The organism is Bacillus cereus group sp. BfR-BA-01331, assembly GCF_022663915.1.
GTDB lineage: Bacteria > Bacillota > Bacilli > Bacillales > Bacillaceae_G > Bacillus_A > Bacillus_A mycoides.
The window spans coordinates 304715-325844 of the sequence record NZ_JAKUGJ010000004.1 but is presented as its reverse complement, the minus strand read 5'-3'; the positions used below and the strand labels follow the sequence as shown (position 1 = coordinate 325844).

Here is a 21130-nt window from a genome sequence, read left to right as displayed (position 1 = left end):
GGAGATCATTTTTTATTTCGTAATAAAAGCGCTTGTTTAACAGCCCATTTTTGATGATCGTGAAGTAAATGTTCTATAGCAAGTGATGGAGACAGCCATTGTAAAATATGGTCTTCTTCATGAACTTCAACTTCATGTATCCTTTGTGCGATGTAAAAGAACCCGTCGTTTAAATAATATGTATCCTCTTTTTCGGCATAAAAATATCGTGCTGCATTACCGATATATTGATCCATTTCAACTGCCCATCCTAATTCCTCTAGTAGTTCACGATGTAAACATTCTTCTTTTGTTTCATTACCTTCCATACCGCCACCAGGTAAAAAGTAACGGTCTCCTTTTTGGATAACAGCAATCTTTGAAGAAGATGAATGAAAAATAATCGAATAACAACTAGGCCTTAATACATAATGAACGGTACATTTTTTCGAGCCAAACGTGAGTTTTGAAATCATAAAACACGACCTTTCTCTATAAAATACATAAAAGGAATATTAATACAAATGTAGAATTATATAAGTATAATCTTATAGGAGTGGAGTGATAACAACATGATAAATCGAAAATGTTCAAGGTGTAAAGAAATAACAGGTACAATACATGGTGGTAAAAAAATTAAGGAAGAATTTTTGTGTGAAGATTGTCTACAAAAAGGAATTGCGAGCGGGGAAATCGAATTATCACAAGTGGAAGAAGAACAAACTTCGTATCTTTCTATAAAAATATTAAAAATAATGAGTGTTATTTATTTAATAGTATCTATTATAACTGCTTTTTCTGCTGGAGCACTTATACAGGATCCAGGGCTTGGTGGAATATCATTTTCAATAACAGGTGCAGTTGGTGTTATGATAATTGGATCGATATTCCAGTCTGTTCTTGTATTTTCAGGTATTTGGGTATTCATTCTGTTAGTCGAAACGGTTATTAAAATATATGAAAAAATGAAGTGAGTGAGAGGGAGAAATACATGCGAGTAAGAAATATTCAAGGGGAAGATTATGTAAATATTCATTCTGTATTAAATGATTGGTGGGGCGGAAGAGATAAGGCTGCTATGTTGCCGAAGTTGTTTTTCGTCCATTTTCAAGAAACGAGTTTTATCATTGAAGAAGATGGAGAAACGTTAGGTTTCTTATGTGGATTTTTTTCACAAACGCATAAAGATGAAGCGTACGTTCATTTTATCGGTGTAAATCCGAAGTTTAGACGAAAAGGAATCGCATCGACGTTATATTCTTATTTCTTCGATGTCGCTCGTGCAAATAACCGTAAAGTTGTAAAAGCGATAACGTCACCAGTTAATAAAAAGTCAATTGAATTTCATCAAGAAATCGGATTTCAAATTGAAGCTGGGGATGATGCAATAGAAGGTGTATCCGTACATACAAATTATGATGGGAACGGCGGGAGTAGAGTTTTATTTTTAAAAAATGTGTAAAGTAGGCTGACGTAAAGTTAGCCTTTTTGTTGTGAGGAGTGATAAATATGGAGAGTTCTCAAAGTAGAAACGAGTATTTACGACGTGTTTATAAAGTGCAAGACTATATAGAATCACATATAAATGATTCACTTTCAATTGAAGATTTAGCTAATGTGGCAGGCTTTTCAAAATTTCATTTTCATAGAATTTTTAAAGGGATGATGGATGAGCCGTTATCTCGGTATGTGAATCGTTTGAAATTAGAGAGGGCAACACACCTTCTTACTTATCGTACAGATATGACGATTACAGACATTGCGTATTACTTCGGGTTCACAGATTCAGCAGTTTTCTCCCGGACATTTAAAAGTTATTACGGAGTAAGTCCGTCTCACTATAGAAATCACAATAGCAAGAAGTGCAAAGACGTTAGCGAAGATTCTCAATACAATGAGTATAAGAAGGTTCGAGGAAATGTTGAAATTGTAACAGCGGACGATATACACGTCGCATACATAAGGCATATCGGTACATATGAAGAGTTAACGATAGCTTTTCCAAAAATGATAGAGAAATTATTTCATTACGCAGCGGGGGAAAACTATCATGTATTTGAGGATACGAAAGTATTAACCATTTACCATGATCATCATGAGTTCACAGAAGACTATCATTTAAGAACAAGTCTATGTATAACGATTCTAGATGAAGTAGTAGAAGGAAATAGTGATATTGGATTGATGACAATACCATCAGGTAAATATGCAGTAGGTCATTTTGAAATATTCCAAGAGGAATATAAAGGAGCATGGGATTTCTTATACGGTGAATGGCTCCCAAATAGCGGATATAAACCGAGAGATTCGTATCCTTTCGAAGTATATAGAAATGATCCAAGGCAGCACCCGGAAAATAAACATATAGTCGATATATATGTACCTATCGAACCTTTTTAATCATAGATTAAGGGGGAAGAACGATGAAAACTGCTGAACAGTTAGATTGGACTATAAAAGAAAACTATAAAAATATAAATGGTGTATTAGTTGTACAAAAGGGTAATGTTACTTTTGAAAATTATTATAATGGTTACGGTCCAGATGATGCATGTCATGTAGCATCGGTCACAAAAACGATAATCTCTGCGTTAATTGGGATATGTATAGATAAAGGATATATCAAAAGTGTTAATCAAAAAGTAATAGAGTTTTTTCCTGAATATAATCTTAAGGCATCTGAAGTAACAGTTCGGCATCTACTTACAATGACAGCTCCATATCCTTATGTAGACTGGCAGGAACCGTTAGAAGAACTATGTACACAAATGGAATGGGTGAAGTATACGTTAAGTAGGGCAGGAAAAGGTGGAGAAATTGGACCTTTTAAATATTCATCGGCAGGCGCACATGTACTATCAGCAATTATTACGAGTGTAACAGGGAAAAGTGCTCGTGAGTTTGCGAACGAATATCTATTCCAGCCTATCGGCATAAGAGAAATTCCAAACTACAATATGAAAGCATTTGGATTTGATGACTTATTCGGAAAAGATGTAAAGGGATGGGTTCACGATCCAAATGGTATTTCAACTGGCGGATGGGGACTTACGTTAGCAGCTAGAGATATGGCTAAGTTTGGACAGATGTATTTGAATGAAGGTATTCATAATGAAAAGGAAATTCTTTCAAAATCGTGGGTACAAAAATCAATAGCGATGAATTCAAATCAATACGGTTACTTATGGTGGTTACGAGAAGAAGATGGGGTCTTTTCATACTGTGCCATGGGTGATGGTGGGAATATGATTTGTTGTATTCCGGAGAAGGAATTGGTGGTGGCGATTGCATCTGAGATTATACCGGAAGCGCAGGATAGATGGAGATTAGTCAAAGAGTGTATATTTCCTTATTTAAAAGTTTTACAAAAGTTACAATAAGAGAAATAGTTAAACTTGCTATGTTCTACATAATTGAAATAAGTGCTGTGAGAACGGAGTCGTTCAATTAAAATTAGAAAACTTCAACACCTATACGATTATTGAATAATTGAAAGGTGTTGAAGTACTTAATGAGCTAATTAAGGTACATTAAACTGAAACACTTTTTTTAATTGTTAACTATTTTTTAACTTTTCGATGTATAAGATATATAATGCAGAGCGCAATTGCTAAAAAGATAAATTTAATTAACTCCATTAGGCTGGCATCCCACTTGTTTTGCAATCCATCTGTTAAAAAAAATACATTAAACACACCATGTAAAATTGCGGGTGGTACTACAGAACGACCATACTCTCTCGTGTACGTCAAAATTATAGATAACATAAATAATAACGAGAGATAACTTACTATTCCTACAAACCATAACTCATAGTTTTTATAAAAGAGTACTACTGGTAAATGCCATAAAGACCAAAGTGAAGCGGTAATTATTGCTGTTTGTATTAATGAATATTTTTTTCGTAAATAGTAATGAAAATTCCCACGCCAAATGATTTCCTCTAAAAATGCAGACAAAGATCCAATTGTAAGACCAATGAGTAGGAGAAATCCCAATTCATTACAATGATTAAATAAGAACTTTATATTATAAATATAAAAATAAAAATGCAGACAAAGATCCAATTGTAAGACCAATGAGTAGGAGAAATCCCAATTCATTACAATGATTAAATAAGAACTTTATATTATAAATATAAAAATAAAAATGGAGACATAGACCTAGAAGTAGTGGGAATAAAATGGAGAAAATTAGTGTTATTAATGTTGGACGTGAAATGCTAAATGTATGAACTATTTTTTGTTTCTTATATGCTTTTTGATATAAAATAATCGCTAACAGCGGAACAACCATCGTAAAACCCAAATAATTACGACCATTTTCTACATTTAGCAAAACGATATAAACAAGCGAAGTGAGAAAATAAATGTATAATGTTGAATGATAAACTATGTTTTTATTAATATTTTTCACCTACCTAAGTACATATAATTTGTTAATCGAATATTTTAATTATATATGAAATAGAAATAGACAGAATGAATATTTTCATACTGTTGATTCTAGTAATAGGGAAGGGGATTAAATTATATCTCCTTTTTTTGCTAGTATAGTAAGAGATAGAAAGAGATTTCACTAGATGGATAAAAGACGTTGTTTGAAAGGTGAGGGTATGATGACAAAGTCTAATGTTGTAGAAATCATTTCAGCTTTAGTAGCTATTATCGGTGTGTATGTACTAATAAATGCACCAGAAATGGGGAGTAAGGCAACAAGTGAATCTGTTGCAGAGCAGGGCGGTCATATGGATACAAGTACGTATTTAGCTTTATTACAAGGATACGGAAATTCTTATACAATTCTAGGCGCGACTTGTTTATTTATGGGTTTGCTCAGTTTAATTTCGATCATTTCAATTCAAGTATATAAAAGTAAATAGAGGTTGAAAAAACAATGCTCCTGCCAAATTGACAGGAGCATTGCTCGTATAAATAAGTATTTTCGTAGATGTGTACTTATCACTATGACTTAGTTGAAATATTTTTCAACCCCCCTTTATCGTCTTCATTACTGTCGAATTCGATAAAAAGTTATGTCACAAGTTGCAAATTTGGATGACGTTATATTAACTATAGAGAAAAATGAAAAATACCCGTAACTTTTTACAAGGGAAAATCGTTAAACAAAAGAAAAGGTTTTTAATCATGCGCTTGATTGAATGGGGGAAAAGAATGAAGATTCTAATACTGGGCGGTACACGTTTTTTAGGAAGGGCTTTCGTAGAAGAGGCTTTGAATAGAGGGCATGAAGTTACATTATTCAACCGTGGAACAAATAATGAGATTTTTCCTGAAGTAGAGCAGTTAATCGGTGATAGAAATGATGATGTTTCAAGTTTAGAAAATCGAAAATGGGATTTGGCCATAGATACGTGTGGATTTTCTCCTCATCACATTAGGAATGTAGGAGAAGTACTTAAAGATAATATAAAGCATTATACATTCATCTCAAGCCTTTCCGTATATAAAGATTGGATTCCGTATCACATAAAAGAAGATTATATATTACAACCCGAACCATCAAGTGATCAAATAAAGGCTGTGGAGAATGGTGAAGTATCCCCTTATGAGTATTACGGTGCGCTTAAAGTACTATGTGAAAAAGAAGCAGAGAAGTATTGGCCGGGGCGTGTTTTACACGTAAGAGCAGGACTTCTTTCAGGAATGTTTGATTATACAGATCGGCTTCCATATTGGGTTCAGCGTGTAGCAAAGGGAGGAAAAGTGTTAGTTCCAGGAAGGAAAGACCGTCCAGTGCAGTTCGTTGATATAAAAGACGTCGCAAGCTTTGGACTAAACATGGCAGAAAACAATAAAGTAGGTACATTTAATGTAACGGGTCCGAAAGATGAATTGACGATGGAAGAGCTATTAAATACGTGTAAAAAGGTTACAAATAGCGATGCTGCATTCGTTTGGGTTGATGAATCGTTTATGCATGAGAATAAAGTACAGCCATGGACGGAAATGCCATTGTGGCTTCCCGAAACTTTTGCATTAGAAGGTGAAACAGATCCGTGGAAAGGTGGATTCTCTATTAATATAGAGAGCGCAGTTAAAGAGGGTCTTACTTTTAGAGGGTTAGAAGATACTGTTACAGACGTGTATGCGTGGATGAAGAGTATGGACGAATGGGAATTAAAAGCAGGTATTTCAGGCGAGAGGGAAAAGGATTTGTTAGAAAAGTGGTATCAATAAATTTAGAGGAGCCACATTGTATATACTGGATTGAACATAAGGGACTGCAAGGAGGAAAAAGGTTATGTGGAAAAATACCATTCGCAGTATTTCATCAAACTTAAGTTTGAAAAATCCCGCTACGAAGAATGAACTCGCTGAAGTTCAAAAAAATTTGCAGCTGGAGTTACCGAATGATTTATATCAATTATTACAGGAAACAAATGGTATAGAAGGTGAATATGGACAATTTATTTGGGATGCCTCAAAAATTAAAATTGAAAATATGAATATGAGAAATATAGTTGATTTTAAAGATTTATATATGCCTTTTGACTGTTTATTATTTTTTGCTGATGGCGGAAATGGTGATTTGTTTGGCTATTCCATTTTGAATGGAATAGTGCAAAGAGATGATATATATGTATGGAACCATGAAAATGATAGCAGAACGTGGGTTGCGCCTTCTTTAAAGATTTTTATGGTGTGGTGGGAGAGTGGAAAGATAACAATTTAAACATAGTATCAAGAAAAAACGCCTTGTTAATAAAGAAACAAGGCGTTTTTCGTATATAAATCTACCACTCAATCGGTTTTTCTCCATACATTTCCCATAGCATAGGAAACATCTTTTTCAATCTTTCCTCGTCATCTTCATACCAGTCTAACTTGATATCAACTTCCTCAGATTGTTCTTCTGTTTCAAACTCTTTTGCTTTCACACTACCAGCTGTGCCAATTTCTCCGTAAAACACAACGTAGTCTTTATACCGCATTAGATAGCAGTAAGACCTCCACCTCAAAATCGAGCAAATACGAGGAAGATCCCGTATAAATAAGTTGTATGAATTACATTTATTATTAGATTGTGTTTGCGACTATATTTTGGGAATTTTCTGTTGATTTATAATGTACGATAGTATATATTGTATATAAAGTATATATACAATATTTTAAAAAGAGGTACTTGCATGCAAATCGTTATTACGAACACTTCAAAGGAACCTATTTATGAACAAATTGGTGTCCAAATAAAAAAACTTATTTTACTAGGTGATTTAAAGCAAGGCGATGCTCTTCCTTCAATGCGTCAGTTAGCAAAAGATTTAAGAGTAAGTATTATTACAACGAAAAGAGCATATGAAGAACTGGAAAAAGACGGTTTTATTTATTCAATTGTCGGAAGGGGGTCCTTTGTAGCAGAACAAAACATTGAAACTATGAAAGAAAAAAAATTAAAGACAGTTGAAGAAAAGTTGTGTGAAGCGATTCAAAATGCTAAACAAATGGATGTTTCTTTAAATGATCTAAAAGAAATGCTTACAATTTTATACGAGGAGGAAAACTCTTGGAAAACGTAATAGAACTTCAAAATGTCAGTAAATCTTTTAAAGGATTTCAAATTAAAAATTTTTCGATGGAAGTAAAAAAAGGATTTGTTACGGGTTTTATTGGGGGAAATGGATCAGGTAAATCTACAACGATTAAAATGATTATGAATCTAATGAACCCGGATAGTGGAAATGTCTCCTTATTTGGCATGAACTATTCGACTGATGCGAAGCGAATTAAAGAAAGAATTGGTTTCGTTTATGACGATAATGTGTTTTATGATGAACTCACATTAAAGGAAATTACTAAAATTATTGCGCCTGCTTATAAAAAATGGGATTTTAACCAATTTACATATTATAAAGATCTGTTCGAATTACCATTAAATAAAAAAATGAAAACATTCTCCAAAGGAATGAAAATGAAAGCCTCTCTTGCAATTGCCCTTTCACATCATGCTGAACTAATTATTATGGATGAGCCTACTTCCGGACTCGATCCGGTATTTAGAAGAGAATTATTGGATGTTTTACAAAATATTATGCAGGATGGTGAGAAAACTATCTTTTTCTCATCTCATATTACAACGGATTTAGACCGCATTGCCGATTATATTACATTTATTCAAAATGGGAAGCATATTTTTACAAAAGATATTTATGCCATTGCAGAAGATTATATTTTGGTCAAAGGACCACTAGATATGTTAGATTTTGATACTGAGCGTGAATTTATATCTGTATGTAAGGCAAATACAGGTTTCGAGGGATTGATTGAAAATGTAAATTCTATCGAAACTTTATTTAATAAAGAAGTGGTGATTGAAAAACCAAGTTTAGAGGATATTATGTATTTCATGAAAAAGGGGGAGTCAAGATGCTTAATTTAATTAAAAAGGATTTGATTTTACAAAAAACTTTTTTACCTGCTTATCTCTTATTTCTAGTTACCTATTTGTGGGCCGGCATGGATGTAGCATATGTCATAATCATTTGTAGTGCCGTTTTTGTAATTAACACATATCAATCTGATGATAAAGATAATGCTAATATTTTAGTAAACTCATTACCGTATACTAGGAAGGAAATTATAAGTTCAAAATACGTTGGAACCTTATTTTTTACAATAGTAATCATCCCATTTTGTTTAGTTGGAAAATATTTCATTTTAGACAGCATGGAATTTCAACTTTCCTTAGAAAGTTACATCCTAGGCTTCTTGGCAGTCATGCTGATTACTGCATTGTACATCCCCTTTTTTGTTGCATTTAAAGTGAAAACACTTGTACCAGTTTTTATATTTTTATCTATTGGAGTTATATATTTAATGCGAAATACTCCATATTTATTAAATAAATATGCTAATGGCGTACTGACCTTTTTAAAAGAGATTTCAGATTTGAAATTATTTCTTATATTTGCTGTCATAGCAGTGGGGTGTTATGGGGTTTCATGGATATTATCTATTCGTATCTATCAGAACAAGGCTCTTTAATAGCAATTTCTAAAAGGAGGATCATTTAAATGACATCAAAAAAAGGGCGTCCTATTCGAATACGAAATTGGCTGAAAACTCTTGGAGCATTTTTCGTTATGCAATTAATTTTTATCATCCTTGATATGAATTCGTGGATACCGAACTTCAAGGAAGGAGGAGTTGGGGAGCGTCTCGTTAATTCAGAGTTCTTTACGGAATGGTTCGCTCCTTATAAAACAAAGCAATTTAACGTATTAACGGTAGTTATGGCTATTTTATTATTCCTAAATGTATTAACAAGTGCAATAAAAGACGCTTTTTCTAGAAAAAGAATTAATTAGCACATAAGTTGACCTTGCGTCTTTTTTAATAATGTCTTAACAATATTAAAAAACAACAGGGGAAAGATAAAAACTCCATTTATTGAAGTTTTACTTTATCTTTTATAATGATTCTTTAGAAATTATTTGATTTTTCAGTTTTATATATTGACAATGTTTCCATTCGTTCCCCATAATGCTTCTCTAATGTGTGCAGTGATTGTGACATATGTATTTATACTGGTGATGACAAATGATGCGTATTGTTTTTGGAAAATTAAAAAATTATTGAACGGAATAGAAAAATTTAGTAATTTTATTTGTACAGCACATACATAATAGTTTTGTAATGATACATTGGAGGGGTTTGTTGTGGATCTTACGTTTAAAGTAGAGGAAACATGTTTTAATTACCGAGTCGGAGCAATTTGTAAACAAGGTAGTAAAATACTTATCCTTCAAGATGAAGGTGAAGAGTATTGGTACGTACCAGGCGGAAGAGTGAAAATGCTAGAAAATAGTGAAGATGCATTAAAACGAGAGCTTGCAGAAGAAGTGGGTGTTCCTATTAAAGTGAAGAGATTAATATGGTCAGTAGAAAATTTCTTTACACTTTCTGAGCGAAAGTTTCATGAGATTAGTTTTTATTATGAAGTAGAATTGCATGAATTACCTGCAAATGGGGCTGATCAATATATTCTAGAAGAAGAGGGTAGAACATATTTATTTAAGTGGGTGCCAGTAGAAGAGTTAGATGCATATAACTTACAGCCAGCATTTATAAAAGATAAAGTAAAGGATTTATCAGTTCATACAGAACATATCGTTTTACAAAAGTAAACGTGTTTGGAGGGGAAAACGGTGAAGGGGACTAAAAAAGAGATACATATAGATAATAAAGTCATTCGTTACACACATATCGAAAAAGGTTCTAATACAATCTGTTTTATGTTCTCAGGCTCAGGCTACAATTATGACAAGCCGTTATTTTATTATGCAACGATGCTTATGCTTGAAAATAAAATAGATGTAGTACATATTCATTATTCCTATGATGGACAGTTAATGGAAAAACCAATGGAAGAAGTAACGAAAGTAATGATGGATGATATTAATCCTATCATTAATGAAGTGCTAATAAGTGGACAATACAAAGATTCGATGTTTTTAGGGAAATCACTCGGAACAATTCCCATTGCGAATGATTTAATGAAGAGAGAAGAATTTTTACGGTCAAAAATGATGTTGCTTACACCATTACTAACTTTTGATTCCATTTTTGAATCGATCTTACATAGTCATCACGAAGGGCTTTTAGTAATTGGAGATAAAGATCATCAATATAATGCAAATCAAATCGATCAGTTACATAAAACGAATTTACAGATTGAAGTTGTCAAAAACGCTAACCATTCTGTAAATGTTGGAGAATTTGAAACCGAAAATTCGATCGCAGCGATAGCAAAAATAATAGAAAAACTTAAAGAAGTTGTTAGGAAAAACTAACCTATCAATACATGCAAAAAGAGGTGCGAATGGCACCTCTTTTTTATTTAATAAGCCTTCAAAACACGAAGCAAATAATCCTTCCGATTTAGCGGATTAAAGTCAACACGTTTTCGAGTAGGGAAGGGAGCCGTCAGATTTGTGAAACCAGTTGGCTTTGTTATAAAGATACCTTCTCCTTCAGTAAATGAATGGAGCATTCGTTTAAAATCCTCTATTTTTGCAACAGGTAATGATCCTGTTAAATGGTAAGAATCATTATGCAACGTAGGCTCTGCAAAAGTTGCTGGAATAGCAGCAAGCTTATACATTGCGGTACTAATTGCGTGCTCCGGTACAGTTAATTCGAACTCGTTTACTGGTTCAAATGCACATGTTTCAGCGTGCTTTAAAGCATCCATTAAAACGAGTGGTGTTAAATTTCTAAAGTCACTTGCTGTTGTAACAGGGCTTGCATAACCAGTATGTGTTAACGTGACGATAATGTCCGTAACTTCCCATCCGTACAAACCTTGTTTTAACGTTTGAAATACAGTATCTTCAATCGCTTTATGAAATGCTAAAGGTAATGATCCAAGCTCAACACCTAACTTATATGTTATGCCAGAATTCAGTTCACCACGTTCAACTTTGAAGCCGATTGTCGCGTAAAATGGATTCGTTTTTTCTCCCATTAATTCAGCAGAATTCCCAATGCCAATTGGTTTCTCAATACATACAACCCGCGTATTTGAGAAAGTAACCTGCAAATTATATTTCTCAAAAAGTGTTGTTTCAATTACTTCTTTTTGTACTTCACCGAAAAGGCGAATGTATAGTTCATTATGGACATTGTCTTTCCACACTTTAATGAGTGGATCTTCTTCGCATAGTTCCATAAGTGCAGCGTATAAATCATGGATTCGTTCTTTTGGTACTGCTTCAATAGCAGCTTCCATTTGCGGTTCGGCAAAGTGAATATCCTTTATATAATCCGTCCGTTCACCGATAATATCACCAATTTTAATATTCGTAAGTCCCCATACTTTGCAAAACTCTCCGCTTTGAACAGTAGAAGATTGAACGGCATCTCCATTATGAAACATGCACATTTTTTTAATCTTCTCTTTATGTGATAGAGACTCACTGCGCTGAATATCAACATATTTTCTAACGTGTAAACTACCTGAAAAAACTCTTACGTAAGCAATCTTTTCGCCAGAAGATTCACGTTCAATTTTAAAAACAACACCGGATAATGTTTCATCTTGTGCCGATTTAGTAGCTGGAATTAAGGCTGAAATATTTTCAAGTAGTTCAGTTACACCTACACCTGTCATTGCTGAACCAAAAAAGATGGGGAACACATTTGCTTGTTGTATTTGTTTTTCTAGTTCTTTTCTTAATGGCGTATCTGATATTATTTCGTTATTTACATATGACTCAAGCAATGATTCGTTAAATGGTGCTAACAGTTCCATACAATCGTCATAGGATTTATATTCAATAATCCGAGCGTCCTTTGTACCTTCGTTTTCTACAGAGTAGAAGGGGGATGCTTCATTTGAAAGAAGCTCTTTTATTTGTTTCACAACTTTTTCAGTATTTGCGCCACTACGGTCTATTTTATTAACAAATAATATAGTAGGTATGTTTAATTTCTGTAATGTCCGCATTAAAATCTTCGTTTGTGCTTGCACACCTTCAACGGCAGATATAACTAAAATGGCACCGTCTAAAACACGGAATGATCGCTCCACTTCAGCGATAAAATCAGCATGTCCAGGTGTATCAATAACATTTACTTTTAAATCATCAATAAAGAAAGAAACGACAGATGCTTTAATCGTAATTCCGCGTTGTCTTTCTAATTCCATTGAGTCAGTTTGCGTATTGCCACTATCTACTCGGCCAACTTCTTTAATCACATTCGTTTCATAAAGAATACGCTCAGTCAAACTCGTCTTGCCAGCGTCTACGTGCGCGACAATCCCTATATTTATTGTTGTCATATATGAATATCCTCACTTCATTTTCCATTTTTAATTCCTCATTTCTATTTGTGTATTGCCGCATTACAATCACTCTCCAGTCATTTGAATTATTACTATTATAATGTAATTTACATTTTTTGTAACGCTACAAAGCGCCTTAATTTGGAAAAATAGGAATGAAAACAAAATGCTTGCATTCTAAATCGATATAGATTATATTAATTGACATATCAACTATTGATGCATCAAACGTTTTTGATTTGGATGTAAAGGAGGGGGTAATTTGACAAGTTCATGCTCAAAAGAAGCAATAATTTTATATAAATTACACTTTCTCAACAAAGAAGTAAGTTCGAAATTTGAAGGGTGTACGGGTATGAGTCAGTCTCGATTAGAGCTTATACTTCAGTTATTTGAAGTAGATGAAATTAGTCAAAAAGCACTTCAGCAAGAAGTAAATATTGATAATGCCGCGATTACGAGGCATTTAAAACAGCTGGAAGCAAACGGAATGATTAGAAGACGTAAAAATCCAGATGATAACAGAATTACGTTAGTTTCTCTTACAGAAGAGGGACGAAATAAAATTCAAGTGTATCAAGAGGAAAAAGAGCGTTTCGCTACTTCAGCATTTAAAGGATTAAGTGAAGAAGAACGCGACAATCTTTTAACGATGTTAGACCGCATTCAAGAAAATATAAAAGAACTTTAAAAAAGGGAGAATACAACTATGACTAACTCAGTAAAAACAAATGATTTTAACGAAATTTTAACAGGACGCCGTTCAATCCGTAAGTACGATCCTTCAGTGAAAATTAGCAAAGAAGAAATGACTGAAATTCTTACAGAAGCAACACTTGCACCATCTTCAGTAAACATGCAACCATGGAGATTCTTAGTTATTGAAAGTGACGAAGCAAAAGCAACACTGGCGCCACTTGCGAAATTTAATCAATCTCAAGTAGAAACATCTTCAGCAATGATTGCTGTATTTGGTGACTTAAACAACTTTGATAACGCAGAAGAAATTTACGGTACAGCAGTAGAGCGCGGACTTATGCCAGCTGAAGTAAAAGAAGATCAAATGAAAAAACTTTCAGGTTACTTCTCAATGGTTACACCAGAAGTAATGAAAGATACTGTACTAATTGACGGTGGTCTTGTAGCGATGCAATTTATGTTAGCAGCACGTGCTCACGGCTATGATACTTGCCCAATTGGTGGATTTGAAAAAGACCAAATCGCAGAAGCTTTCGGATTAGACAAAGAGCGTCACGTACCAGTTATGTTAATTTCAATCGGAAAAGCTGCTGACAGTGGTTATCCATCAGTACGTCTTCCAATTGAAAAAGTTGCTGAGTGGAAGTAATTTTATAAAAAAACAGAAATAAGTGAGATATGAGAGGGGAAACACCATGATTATTATTCACGCAATATTTCAAGTAGATCCAGCAAAACAACAATCGTTTTTAGAAGAAATTCAGCCATTACTTCATGGTTCAAGAGAAGAAAGTGGAAATGTATCTTACGATTTATATAAAGATACTGAAAAAGAAAGTGTTTATACGATGGTAGAAGTATGGAAAGATGAAGCAGCAGTTACGAGTCATAATACGAGTGAACACTTCACATCTTTCGTTAGTAAAGCATCACAGTTTTTAAATGCTCCGCTTGATATAAAAGCTTATAATGGAACGTTAGTAAAATAATATGGTTATAGAAGATGACTTTGGCGTATGCTGAGGTCATCTTTTTTATTTACTTATATTTAATTGCATGTTAATGTATACTTAATTTTTTAATATCTCTACCAATGGAAAAAGAATATACAAGCTATATGGAACTCTTTGTAGAGTATTGCTTCTTTAATTGTTCATGAGTGTATCTTTGTTTTATTAATATAGAATGAAAAAAGGATGCATTAGAGCTAAACGATTAACGGGTAGCATGTTAATAAAAAATTACATGAGTTTAGTAAAAACTTATAATTTATTTTTAAGGGTGTGAAAATATAATGAAACCGGTATTGAAAAGCATACTTATTTCCTTTGCTTTTTCTGCAGTAGGGATGTGTTGGTTGCTGTTCATGTTATTTAGAGGAGGCGGAGACTGGTTATTGTCTTGGATAGGTGTATTAATGGCATATTTATCTTTATACACTTTAATAGATTTATATTGTAAAAATACATACGAAAAAACATTAAATATAGTGCTTATAAAATCAACAGTTACTACCTTTAGTTTTGGAGTATTAGGAATCATATTTGGTATAATACACGAGCTATTAACACCATGGAGTCTCAGTTTAATGGTTTGGTATTGGCTGCTAATTCTACTTTTATTTTTAACGACCATAATATTATTAGTTATTTTAGTATTTGTAAATCGTAAAGATCAAAATTTCCCCGGGGTATATAGATTACTTATACTTCTAAGTTTACTTCTTACGTTAGGACCAGTATTGTGGCCACTGTTTCTTACTATTATTGGAAATGGTATGAATGCTAGTGCAGGATGGTAAAACTGAATAAAGATTAGTAGTTTAAAGAAGTGAATGAAATAAAAAGTTGATATAGGATTTTAAGTATGTAAGAGAACGTGTTTTGATAAATTGAAAACACGTTCTTTTTTTATTGTTAATATTAATATGAACTCCTTAAATTTATAAGATAATTCGATTGGGAAAAAGATATGTTACTGGAACAAACATATATGTACCTTTGAAACGAACACAATTAATGAATCATCTTAAAAATAATAAAGACGAGGTGAAATGAAAATAAGGGCAGTTAAGTGGCTGTCCTTATTTTATATGTCCTTTTTATTTTCATGCATAGCTCTTTCTCAGTTTATCGTATCAAAATTTGAACGTAAGTATTTCGTAAGGAATGGATAAGAAAAAAGAGAGTTTTATCATATAGGATTAAAGTATAACTTGAATTAATCCGATATTAATAGAGGAGAGGGAGCCTTATGAAAAAATGTAATTCAATTAAGTTAGCAAGTTTGGCAGTTTTATTAGCGGGTACTACTCTATTCACACCAGGTTTTACTGTGAAAGCAGAGTCTGTTCAAAATTTATCTAGTCCGTCACAATCACATGATCAAAAGAATCGGAATGGTTGGAAACAAGTAATGCAGGAAACAGTACAGCTTGGAACCCCAGGAATATTAGCGAAGACGTCTAACAATGGAAAGATTAGTAGTTATACTGCTGGCGTCGCGGATTTAAATACAAAGAAAACAATGAAATCGGATTATCGTTTTCGGATTGGGAGTGTGACGAAGACTTTTACCGCTACGACTGTTCTTCAATTAGTAGGAGAAAATCGCGTGCAACTTGACGATCCAATTGAAAAGTGGCTACCCGGTCTCATTCAAGGAAATGGGTATGATGGCAATCAAATTACGATACGTCAACTTTTGAATCATACGAGTGGTATAGCTGAATACTTAAAGTCAAAAGACGCTGACATAATGAATTCGAGAAAAACGTATACAGCAGAAGAAATAGTGAAAATGGGACTTTCTCTACCCCCAGATTTTTCACCAGGTAAGGGATGGCTGTATTCAAACACAGGATACGTAATATTGGGAATGCTTATTGAAAAAATAACTGGAAATAGTTATGCGGAAGAAATTGAAAAGCGAATTATTGAACCTTTGGATCTGTCAAATACGTTTTTACCAGGGAATTCACCCGTTATTCCAGGAAAGGATCATGCTCGTGGGTATATGAAAATAGACGAAACAAGTGAATTGAAAGACATGACGTATTATAATCCGAGTTTAGCTAATTCAGCTGGAGATATGATTTCTAATGCGGACGATTTAAATACGTTCTTTTCATCGTTACTCGGTGGTAAGCTATTGAAGGAACGCGAGCTAAAAGAAATGCTTACTACAGTTCCTATAGAAGGAAAAGGTGTTGGTGATGGATATGGTCTTGGGATCTATGAGACTAAACTTCCAAACGGTGTTTCAGTTTGGGGTCACGGAGGGGCAATTCCTGGATTTACAACTTTTGTTGGCGGAGTAATGGGAGGCAAACATACATTAGCTGCCAATATTAACTCTTTAGGTGCGATGGATGTTTTTACACAGTTTAATAAAATGATGCAAATTGAATTTAAGAAATAGATGAAAAGAAAGCGAATGGAATACTGCTTTAAAGGACAGTATTAGCATTCATGGTATGGCAGCAATCAAGTATATGTAGAACATAAATACGGATACAAGTGTAATTCAATCTTATAGTCTAGTATAAAAAGATGTCAGTTGCATGACATCTTTTTTATTTTGGATCAAAGAGATACATTACAAATTTTGAAAATTGTTATTTTTGTAATTATTACATATAATAAAGGGTATAGGGTATATACAGGGGAGTTATGAATGGATAATACTTTAGTTAGTTAATTATTTTTTGTTTTAATAAATAAAAGTAAATTGATGTGGAGTGAAATACATTGGGACAAAATCAGTTTAGATGGAGTAACACACAATTACGAGAACATGTTGAAGTAATAGATGGCACAAGAAGCCCGCACATTTTATTCAAGAATGCAACATATTTAAATTCCTATATGCGCGAGTGGGTGCAAGCAAATATTTGGATCTATGATGACCGCATTATATATGTAGGAGAAAAACTGCCAGAGCAACTACATGAATGTGAAGTCATTGATTGTGGTGGAAAGTATGTAGTTCCTAGTTACATAGAACCGCATGCACATCCATATCAATTATATAATCCAGAGACGTTAGCGAATTATGCGATGCAATTTGGGACAACGACTTTCATTAATGATAATTTAACTTTATTTTTCACATTACAACGTGAAGTAGCATTTCGTTTATTAGATGAATTTGAAAAGATTCCAGCAAGTATGTATTGGTGGTGCCGTTTTGATGGACAAACTGAGCTGCAAAATGGTGAATCTTTATTTAATAGTGAAGAAATAATAGAGTGGCTAAAGCATGAGGCGGTTCTTCAAGGCGGCGAGTTAACAGCATGGCCAAAACTATTAAATGGCGATGATGAGATGTTAAATTGGGTACAGGAAACAAAGCGGTTACAGAAAAAAGTAGAAGGTCATTTTCCCGGTGCGTCTGAATCAACGTTAGCGAAGTTAAAGTTACTAGGTACTGATTGCGATCATGAAGCGATGACGGGGCAGGAAGCATTAACACGTCTTATGCAGGGTTACATCGTTACTCTTAGAAACTCTTCTATCCGTCCAGATTTAGAAGTTTTACTGAAAGAATTGCTGGAATTAGGTGTCAAGCAATTTGATAGATTCATGTTCACAACAGATGGTTCACATCCGTCATTTTATGAAAACGGAATGACGAATAGGATGATAGAAATCGCGATAAAGCAAGGAATACCAGTAATTGATGCCTATAATATGGCAAGCTATAACATTGCTCGTTATTATAATATGGAGCATTTACACGGCGCGATCGCGACAGGAAGAATTGCAAATATTAATATTTTGGAAAGTAAAGAAAATCCGATTCCAATAAGTGTAATTGCAAAGGGGAAATGGATGAAGCGTGACGGAATAAACAAAAATGCATCATTACATATAGACTGGAGTAAATTCAAAGTAACTCCATTATCATTAGACTGGTCTTTAAAGAAAGAAGATATGATTTTTTCTGAAACAACAGGTATAAAATTATTAAATGATGTTATTTCAAAACCATATGTAACTGAAATCGACTTAAACGGTGAAGAACTTTCTATTGAGCATGATGAATGTTTCCTTATGATGATTGCTCGTGATGGCACTTGGCGAGTGAATACAGTTGTGAAAGGTTTTGCGAATGGATTAGGAGGTCTTGCTAGCTCTTATTCCGGTACAGGTGACATCATTCTTATTGGAAAAAGGAAAGAAGATATGCTTACAGCTTTTCATAGAGTAAAAGAGCTAGGTGGCGGTATGGTAATAGCGGAAAGAAATGAAGTGTTACACGAAATTGCATTACCATTGCTCGGGATTATGTCTAATTTGAAAATGAGTGAATTAATACAGAAAGAGAAAAAAATGGTGGAATTACTACAAGAGCGAGGATACACCTATAATGATCCAGCATTTACGATTTTATTCTTTTCTGCGACGCACTTGCCTTTTATACGGGTAACACCTATAGGATTATATGATGTGAAAAGTAGTAAGGTACTTGCTTCGCCGATGAAACTGATAAATCAATATTAAAAGGAAAGGTCCTATAAAAAGTCTATTTTATAGGACCTTTCTCATTCTTAGCATAAGAATATCCTAAGCCTCAAATAATATAGTATCTAAATCATTTGAGGTGATACTTAAATATGAAAAAACTATTGTATGTTTTAAGTGTATTTATTTTGTGCGTATCTATACAGCATGTGGTACATTCTCAGTCAAATGCACCAAGGTTATCTTCAGATTGTCTGGAAGAAAGTAAAATTCGTGATGAAAAGTATGTGAAAAACATTATGAATGACATTATATCTACATTTGATTTAAAGATTGATGAAAATAGTTTTTGGGAAGTTAGTAAAAGAGACCTAGAGGCTGCGCATTTGATGTATGGCGGAAGGGAAAATGATTCTTATTATAATTCGCTAACTAAAGTTTATGATAGTGGTGGATATAGGGGAGAGCCTAGATTATTTGTGAAGGCGCAAGAAGCATTTTTACTTTATAAAGAAATAGACGATACTAATGTAATGAAACGCCTAAACCTTGAAAAAGGGGAATGGATTGTTACCGAAACGAAAAAGAAGCAAGGGAAAATCGTGGAATACAAGCCGTTACAATGTGAAAAAGATTATCTGAAAAAGAGAAATGAATATCATAATATAAAATGATGCAATGAAAATCTTGAAGGGAAAGTTTTCGTAAATAAATGTAAATTAATCGGTAGAAACCACTAGTAAGTTCGCCATAAAAAAACGTCATTTTAATCATTAAAAATGACGTTTTTTTATATTCTTAAAGCCTTTGCATCGCACTCTCAATCCTCTTTGCCAAATCATCTGACACTTCATGGAAATACCCCATAACTGCCTTTCTTATATCTCCGGATATAACTTTCAAATCATTAGCTAAATTTTCAGCGAGATGTTCTTTTTCAATATGTGATAATTTAGCATAAAATTCACCAGGCTGCCCAAAGTCGTCTTTCTTAGTTATAGAAGCTCTTTCAAGTTTTCCTTCAACGTATCTTCCGTCACCGCTAGTTGCTTGATTAGCAGGTGCCCAATTTTGCTGTTGGTTGATCGCTATTTTACGAAATTCAGGTCCAATTCTTCTTCTTTGAGAATCACTATAAATGTTAGCACGCCCTTGCAGCATTTTATCGTCTGATAGTTCTGCACCGTCTAGTAAATTAGAAGGGGAGAAAGCGACCTTTTCTACTTGTTCTTTATAGTTTTCAGGATTTTTATTTAATACCATTTTGCCTACTGGTATAAGAGGATACTCCTTTTCATCCCATACTTTTGTATCATCTAAAGGGTCATAAGAAAGGTGTGTTTCATCTTTAGGATCCATGAGCTGGACATATAAACCATATTCCACTGCTTTACCAGCCTCAATTGCATCGTATAAATCTTTCCCGCTATAATCAGGATTTTCGGCGGCCAGTTTATTTGCTTCCTCACTAGTAATGAATTGTACACCTTCAAATGGGTACCAATGATACTTTACATACTTTCGATTACCGTGAGCATTTCTCCAAACATATGTATTTACACTATGTCCTGGGATGTGGCGAAGGCTTTTTACCGTACCGGCATCAGAGAATAGATGGACAACAAAATGAATGGATTCGGGTGCTCTAGCGACAAAGCTCCAAAAGCTATTAGGGTCTATTAAGTTATTTTTAGGTGAAGGTAACAACGCTTGAATTGTTTCAGGGAAACGCATTGGATCACGAACTGAAAAAACAGGAATGTGATTACATAAAAGATCGAAAATGCCTTCATTTGTATAAAATTTTGTAGCAAAACCACGTACATTTCTAGAAGTATCAGGTGTTCCTTTCGTACTAACAGCTAATGAAAATCGAACCATAACAGGAATTTTCTCGTTAGAATTTTGTAAAAAGCTTAGTTTTGTATGTTCAGACATCGGATATATCGTTTGAAAATAACCGAATGCACCAAATCCTTTTGCATGAACAGGTCTTTCTAAAATTTTTTCGTGAATAAATTCTTGTAACGCCTCGTGCAGTACATTATCTTGCTTTAAAATAGGTCCACGTGAACCAACTGTTTGAGAGTGAAGTGTAGCTTGTTCATTACGTTCTCCATTTTCATTAAAGCCTTTCCCTAGTAAAGATTGTCCCTGTTTATCATAGTTTTCATCCATCG

Annotated in this window: 24 protein-coding genes and 1 pseudogene; 20 read left to right on the top strand and 5 right to left on the bottom strand. The window is 33.8% G+C overall.

The genetic code is table 11. The annotated features are described in order from the left end of the window. Positions 1 to 5: 5 nt before the first annotated feature. Positions 6 to 455, bottom strand: a complete 450-nt coding sequence (locus MR155_RS10515; RefSeq protein WP_242309613.1) for an NUDIX hydrolase — start codon at positions 453 to 455, stop codon at positions 6 to 8. 96 nt (positions 456 to 551) lie between these two features. Between MR155_RS10515 and MR155_RS10510 the strand changes: the two genes are divergently transcribed. From MR155_RS10510 to MR155_RS10495, 4 genes are read left to right on the top strand one after another with little or no spacing between them, the layout of a single operon-like run. Then, positions 552 to 953: a DUF3980 domain-containing protein gene (locus MR155_RS10510; RefSeq protein ID WP_002190039.1), complete on the top strand. Its 402-nt coding sequence runs from the start codon at positions 552 to 554 to the stop codon at positions 951 to 953. A gap of 17 nt (positions 954 to 970) precedes the next feature. After that, positions 971 to 1441: a GNAT family N-acetyltransferase gene (locus tag MR155_RS10505; protein WP_242309611.1), complete on the top strand. Its 471-nt coding sequence runs from the start codon at positions 971 to 973 to the stop codon at positions 1439 to 1441. A gap of 47 nt (positions 1442 to 1488) precedes the next feature. Next, entirely contained in the window at positions 1489 to 2379 is an 891-nt protein-coding gene (locus tag MR155_RS10500; protein ID WP_242309609.1) for an AraC family transcriptional regulator, read from the top strand. 23 nt (positions 2380 to 2402) lie between these two features. After that, on the top strand, positions 2403 to 3359 hold the full coding sequence (locus tag MR155_RS10495) for a serine hydrolase domain-containing protein (protein ID WP_242309607.1): 957 nt from the start codon (positions 2403 to 2405) through the stop codon (positions 3357 to 3359). Between the two features lie 180 nt (positions 3360 to 3539). On the opposite strand, the pseudogene MR155_RS10490 reads toward MR155_RS10495, so the two are convergent. Beyond that, a pseudogene (locus MR155_RS10490) lies at positions 3540 to 4395 on the bottom strand (CPBP family intramembrane glutamic endopeptidase). A gap of 166 nt (positions 4396 to 4561) precedes the next feature. Between MR155_RS10490 and MR155_RS10485 the strand changes: the two are divergent. From MR155_RS10485 to MR155_RS10475, 3 genes are all read left to right on the top strand, one after another. Then, a complete protein-coding gene (locus tag MR155_RS10485; RefSeq protein ID WP_000361375.1) occupies positions 4562 to 4861 on the top strand; it encodes a hypothetical protein in 300 nt (99 codons plus the stop codon). A gap of 292 nt (positions 4862 to 5153) precedes the next feature. Then, complete coding sequence (locus MR155_RS10480; RefSeq protein ID WP_242309605.1) at positions 5154 to 6179, top strand: SDR family oxidoreductase; 1026 nt, start codon at positions 5154 to 5156, stop codon at positions 6177 to 6179. Between the two features lie 64 nt (positions 6180 to 6243). Beyond that, complete coding sequence (locus MR155_RS10475) at positions 6244 to 6675, top strand: SMI1/KNR4 family protein (RefSeq protein WP_242309603.1); 432 nt, start codon at positions 6244 to 6246, stop codon at positions 6673 to 6675. 61 nt (positions 6676 to 6736) lie between these two features. On the opposite strand, the gene MR155_RS10470 is transcribed toward MR155_RS10475, so the two are convergent. After that, complete coding sequence (locus MR155_RS10470) at positions 6737 to 6934, bottom strand: hypothetical protein (RefSeq protein WP_242309601.1); 198 nt, start codon at positions 6932 to 6934, stop codon at positions 6737 to 6739. A 195-nt stretch (positions 6935 to 7129) separates the two neighbouring features. On the opposite strand from MR155_RS10470, the gene MR155_RS10465 reads away from it, so the two are divergent. From MR155_RS10465 to MR155_RS10440, 6 genes are all read left to right on the top strand, one after another. Further along, positions 7130 to 7519: a GntR family transcriptional regulator gene (locus MR155_RS10465; protein ID WP_001167593.1), complete on the top strand. Its 390-nt coding sequence runs from the start codon at positions 7130 to 7132 to the stop codon at positions 7517 to 7519. Then, positions 7507 to 8379: an ABC transporter ATP-binding protein gene (locus MR155_RS10460; protein WP_000432454.1), complete on the top strand. Its 873-nt coding sequence runs from the start codon at positions 7507 to 7509 to the stop codon at positions 8377 to 8379. Before MR155_RS10465 ends, MR155_RS10460 begins: the two co-directional genes overlap by 13 nt. Beyond that, positions 8367 to 8984: an ABC-2 transporter permease gene (locus MR155_RS10455; protein WP_088292141.1), complete on the top strand. Its 618-nt coding sequence runs from the start codon at positions 8367 to 8369 to the stop codon at positions 8982 to 8984. The genes MR155_RS10460 and MR155_RS10455 overlap by 13 nt, the downstream gene beginning before the upstream one ends. Positions 8985 to 9013: 29 nt before the next feature. Next, positions 9014 to 9307, top strand: coding sequence for a YfzA family protein (locus tag MR155_RS10450; RefSeq protein ID WP_000202089.1), 294 nt, complete (start codon positions 9014 to 9016; stop codon positions 9305 to 9307). 351 nt (positions 9308 to 9658) lie between these two features. Then, positions 9659 to 10126, top strand: a complete 468-nt coding sequence (locus MR155_RS10445; RefSeq protein ID WP_242309599.1) for an NUDIX hydrolase — start codon at positions 9659 to 9661, stop codon at positions 10124 to 10126. A gap of 21 nt (positions 10127 to 10147) precedes the next feature. After that, positions 10148 to 10792 carry an alpha/beta hydrolase gene (locus MR155_RS10440; protein WP_242309597.1) on the top strand — a complete coding sequence of 215 codons (645 nt, stop codon included), beginning with the start codon at positions 10148 to 10150 and terminating at the stop codon, positions 10790 to 10792. A 47-nt stretch (positions 10793 to 10839) separates the two neighbouring features. Here MR155_RS10440 and tet read toward each other — a convergent pair whose 3' ends face one another. Continuing rightward, positions 10840 to 12783, bottom strand: coding sequence for a tetracycline resistance ribosomal protection protein (gene tet, locus MR155_RS10435; RefSeq protein ID WP_242309595.1), 1944 nt, complete (start codon positions 12781 to 12783; stop codon positions 10840 to 10842). A gap of 265 nt (positions 12784 to 13048) precedes the next feature. Between tet and MR155_RS10430 the strand changes: the two genes are divergently transcribed. The 7 genes from MR155_RS10430 (at position 13049) to MR155_RS10400 (ending at position 19624) form a co-directional block, all read left to right on the top strand. Beyond that, positions 13049 to 13477, top strand: a complete 429-nt coding sequence (locus tag MR155_RS10430; protein ID WP_242309593.1) for a MarR family winged helix-turn-helix transcriptional regulator — start codon at positions 13049 to 13051, stop codon at positions 13475 to 13477. 18 nt (positions 13478 to 13495) lie between these two features. Further along, positions 13496 to 14134: a nitroreductase family protein gene (locus MR155_RS10425; protein ID WP_000185377.1), complete on the top strand. Its 639-nt coding sequence runs from the start codon at positions 13496 to 13498 to the stop codon at positions 14132 to 14134. Between the two features lie 46 nt (positions 14135 to 14180). Beyond that, positions 14181 to 14474 (top strand): putative quinol monooxygenase, encoded by a 294-nt coding sequence (locus tag MR155_RS10420; RefSeq protein ID WP_242309591.1) that lies wholly within the window; start codon positions 14181 to 14183, stop codon positions 14472 to 14474. Positions 14475 to 14779: 305 nt separating this feature from the next. Then, complete coding sequence (locus tag MR155_RS10415) at positions 14780 to 15286, top strand: DUF3902 family protein (RefSeq protein WP_242309589.1); 507 nt, start codon at positions 14780 to 14782, stop codon at positions 15284 to 15286. Positions 15287 to 15738: 452 nt separating this feature from the next. Beyond that, positions 15739 to 16905, top strand: a complete 1167-nt coding sequence (locus tag MR155_RS10410; RefSeq protein WP_242309588.1) for a serine hydrolase domain-containing protein — start codon at positions 15739 to 15741, stop codon at positions 16903 to 16905. Positions 16906 to 17234: 329 nt separating this feature from the next. Further along, positions 17235 to 18989, top strand: coding sequence for an adenine deaminase C-terminal domain-containing protein (locus tag MR155_RS10405; RefSeq protein WP_242309586.1), 1755 nt, complete (start codon positions 17235 to 17237; stop codon positions 18987 to 18989). 113 nt (positions 18990 to 19102) lie between these two features. Continuing rightward, a complete protein-coding gene (locus MR155_RS10400) occupies positions 19103 to 19624 on the top strand; it encodes a hypothetical protein (protein ID WP_242309585.1) in 522 nt (173 codons plus the stop codon). A 124-nt stretch (positions 19625 to 19748) separates the two neighbouring features. On the opposite strand, the gene MR155_RS10395 is transcribed toward MR155_RS10400, so the two are convergent. Beyond that, entirely contained in the window at positions 19749 to 21128 is a 1380-nt protein-coding gene (locus tag MR155_RS10395) for a catalase (RefSeq protein ID WP_219302872.1), read from the bottom strand. Positions 21129 to 21130: the final 2 nt, after the last annotated feature.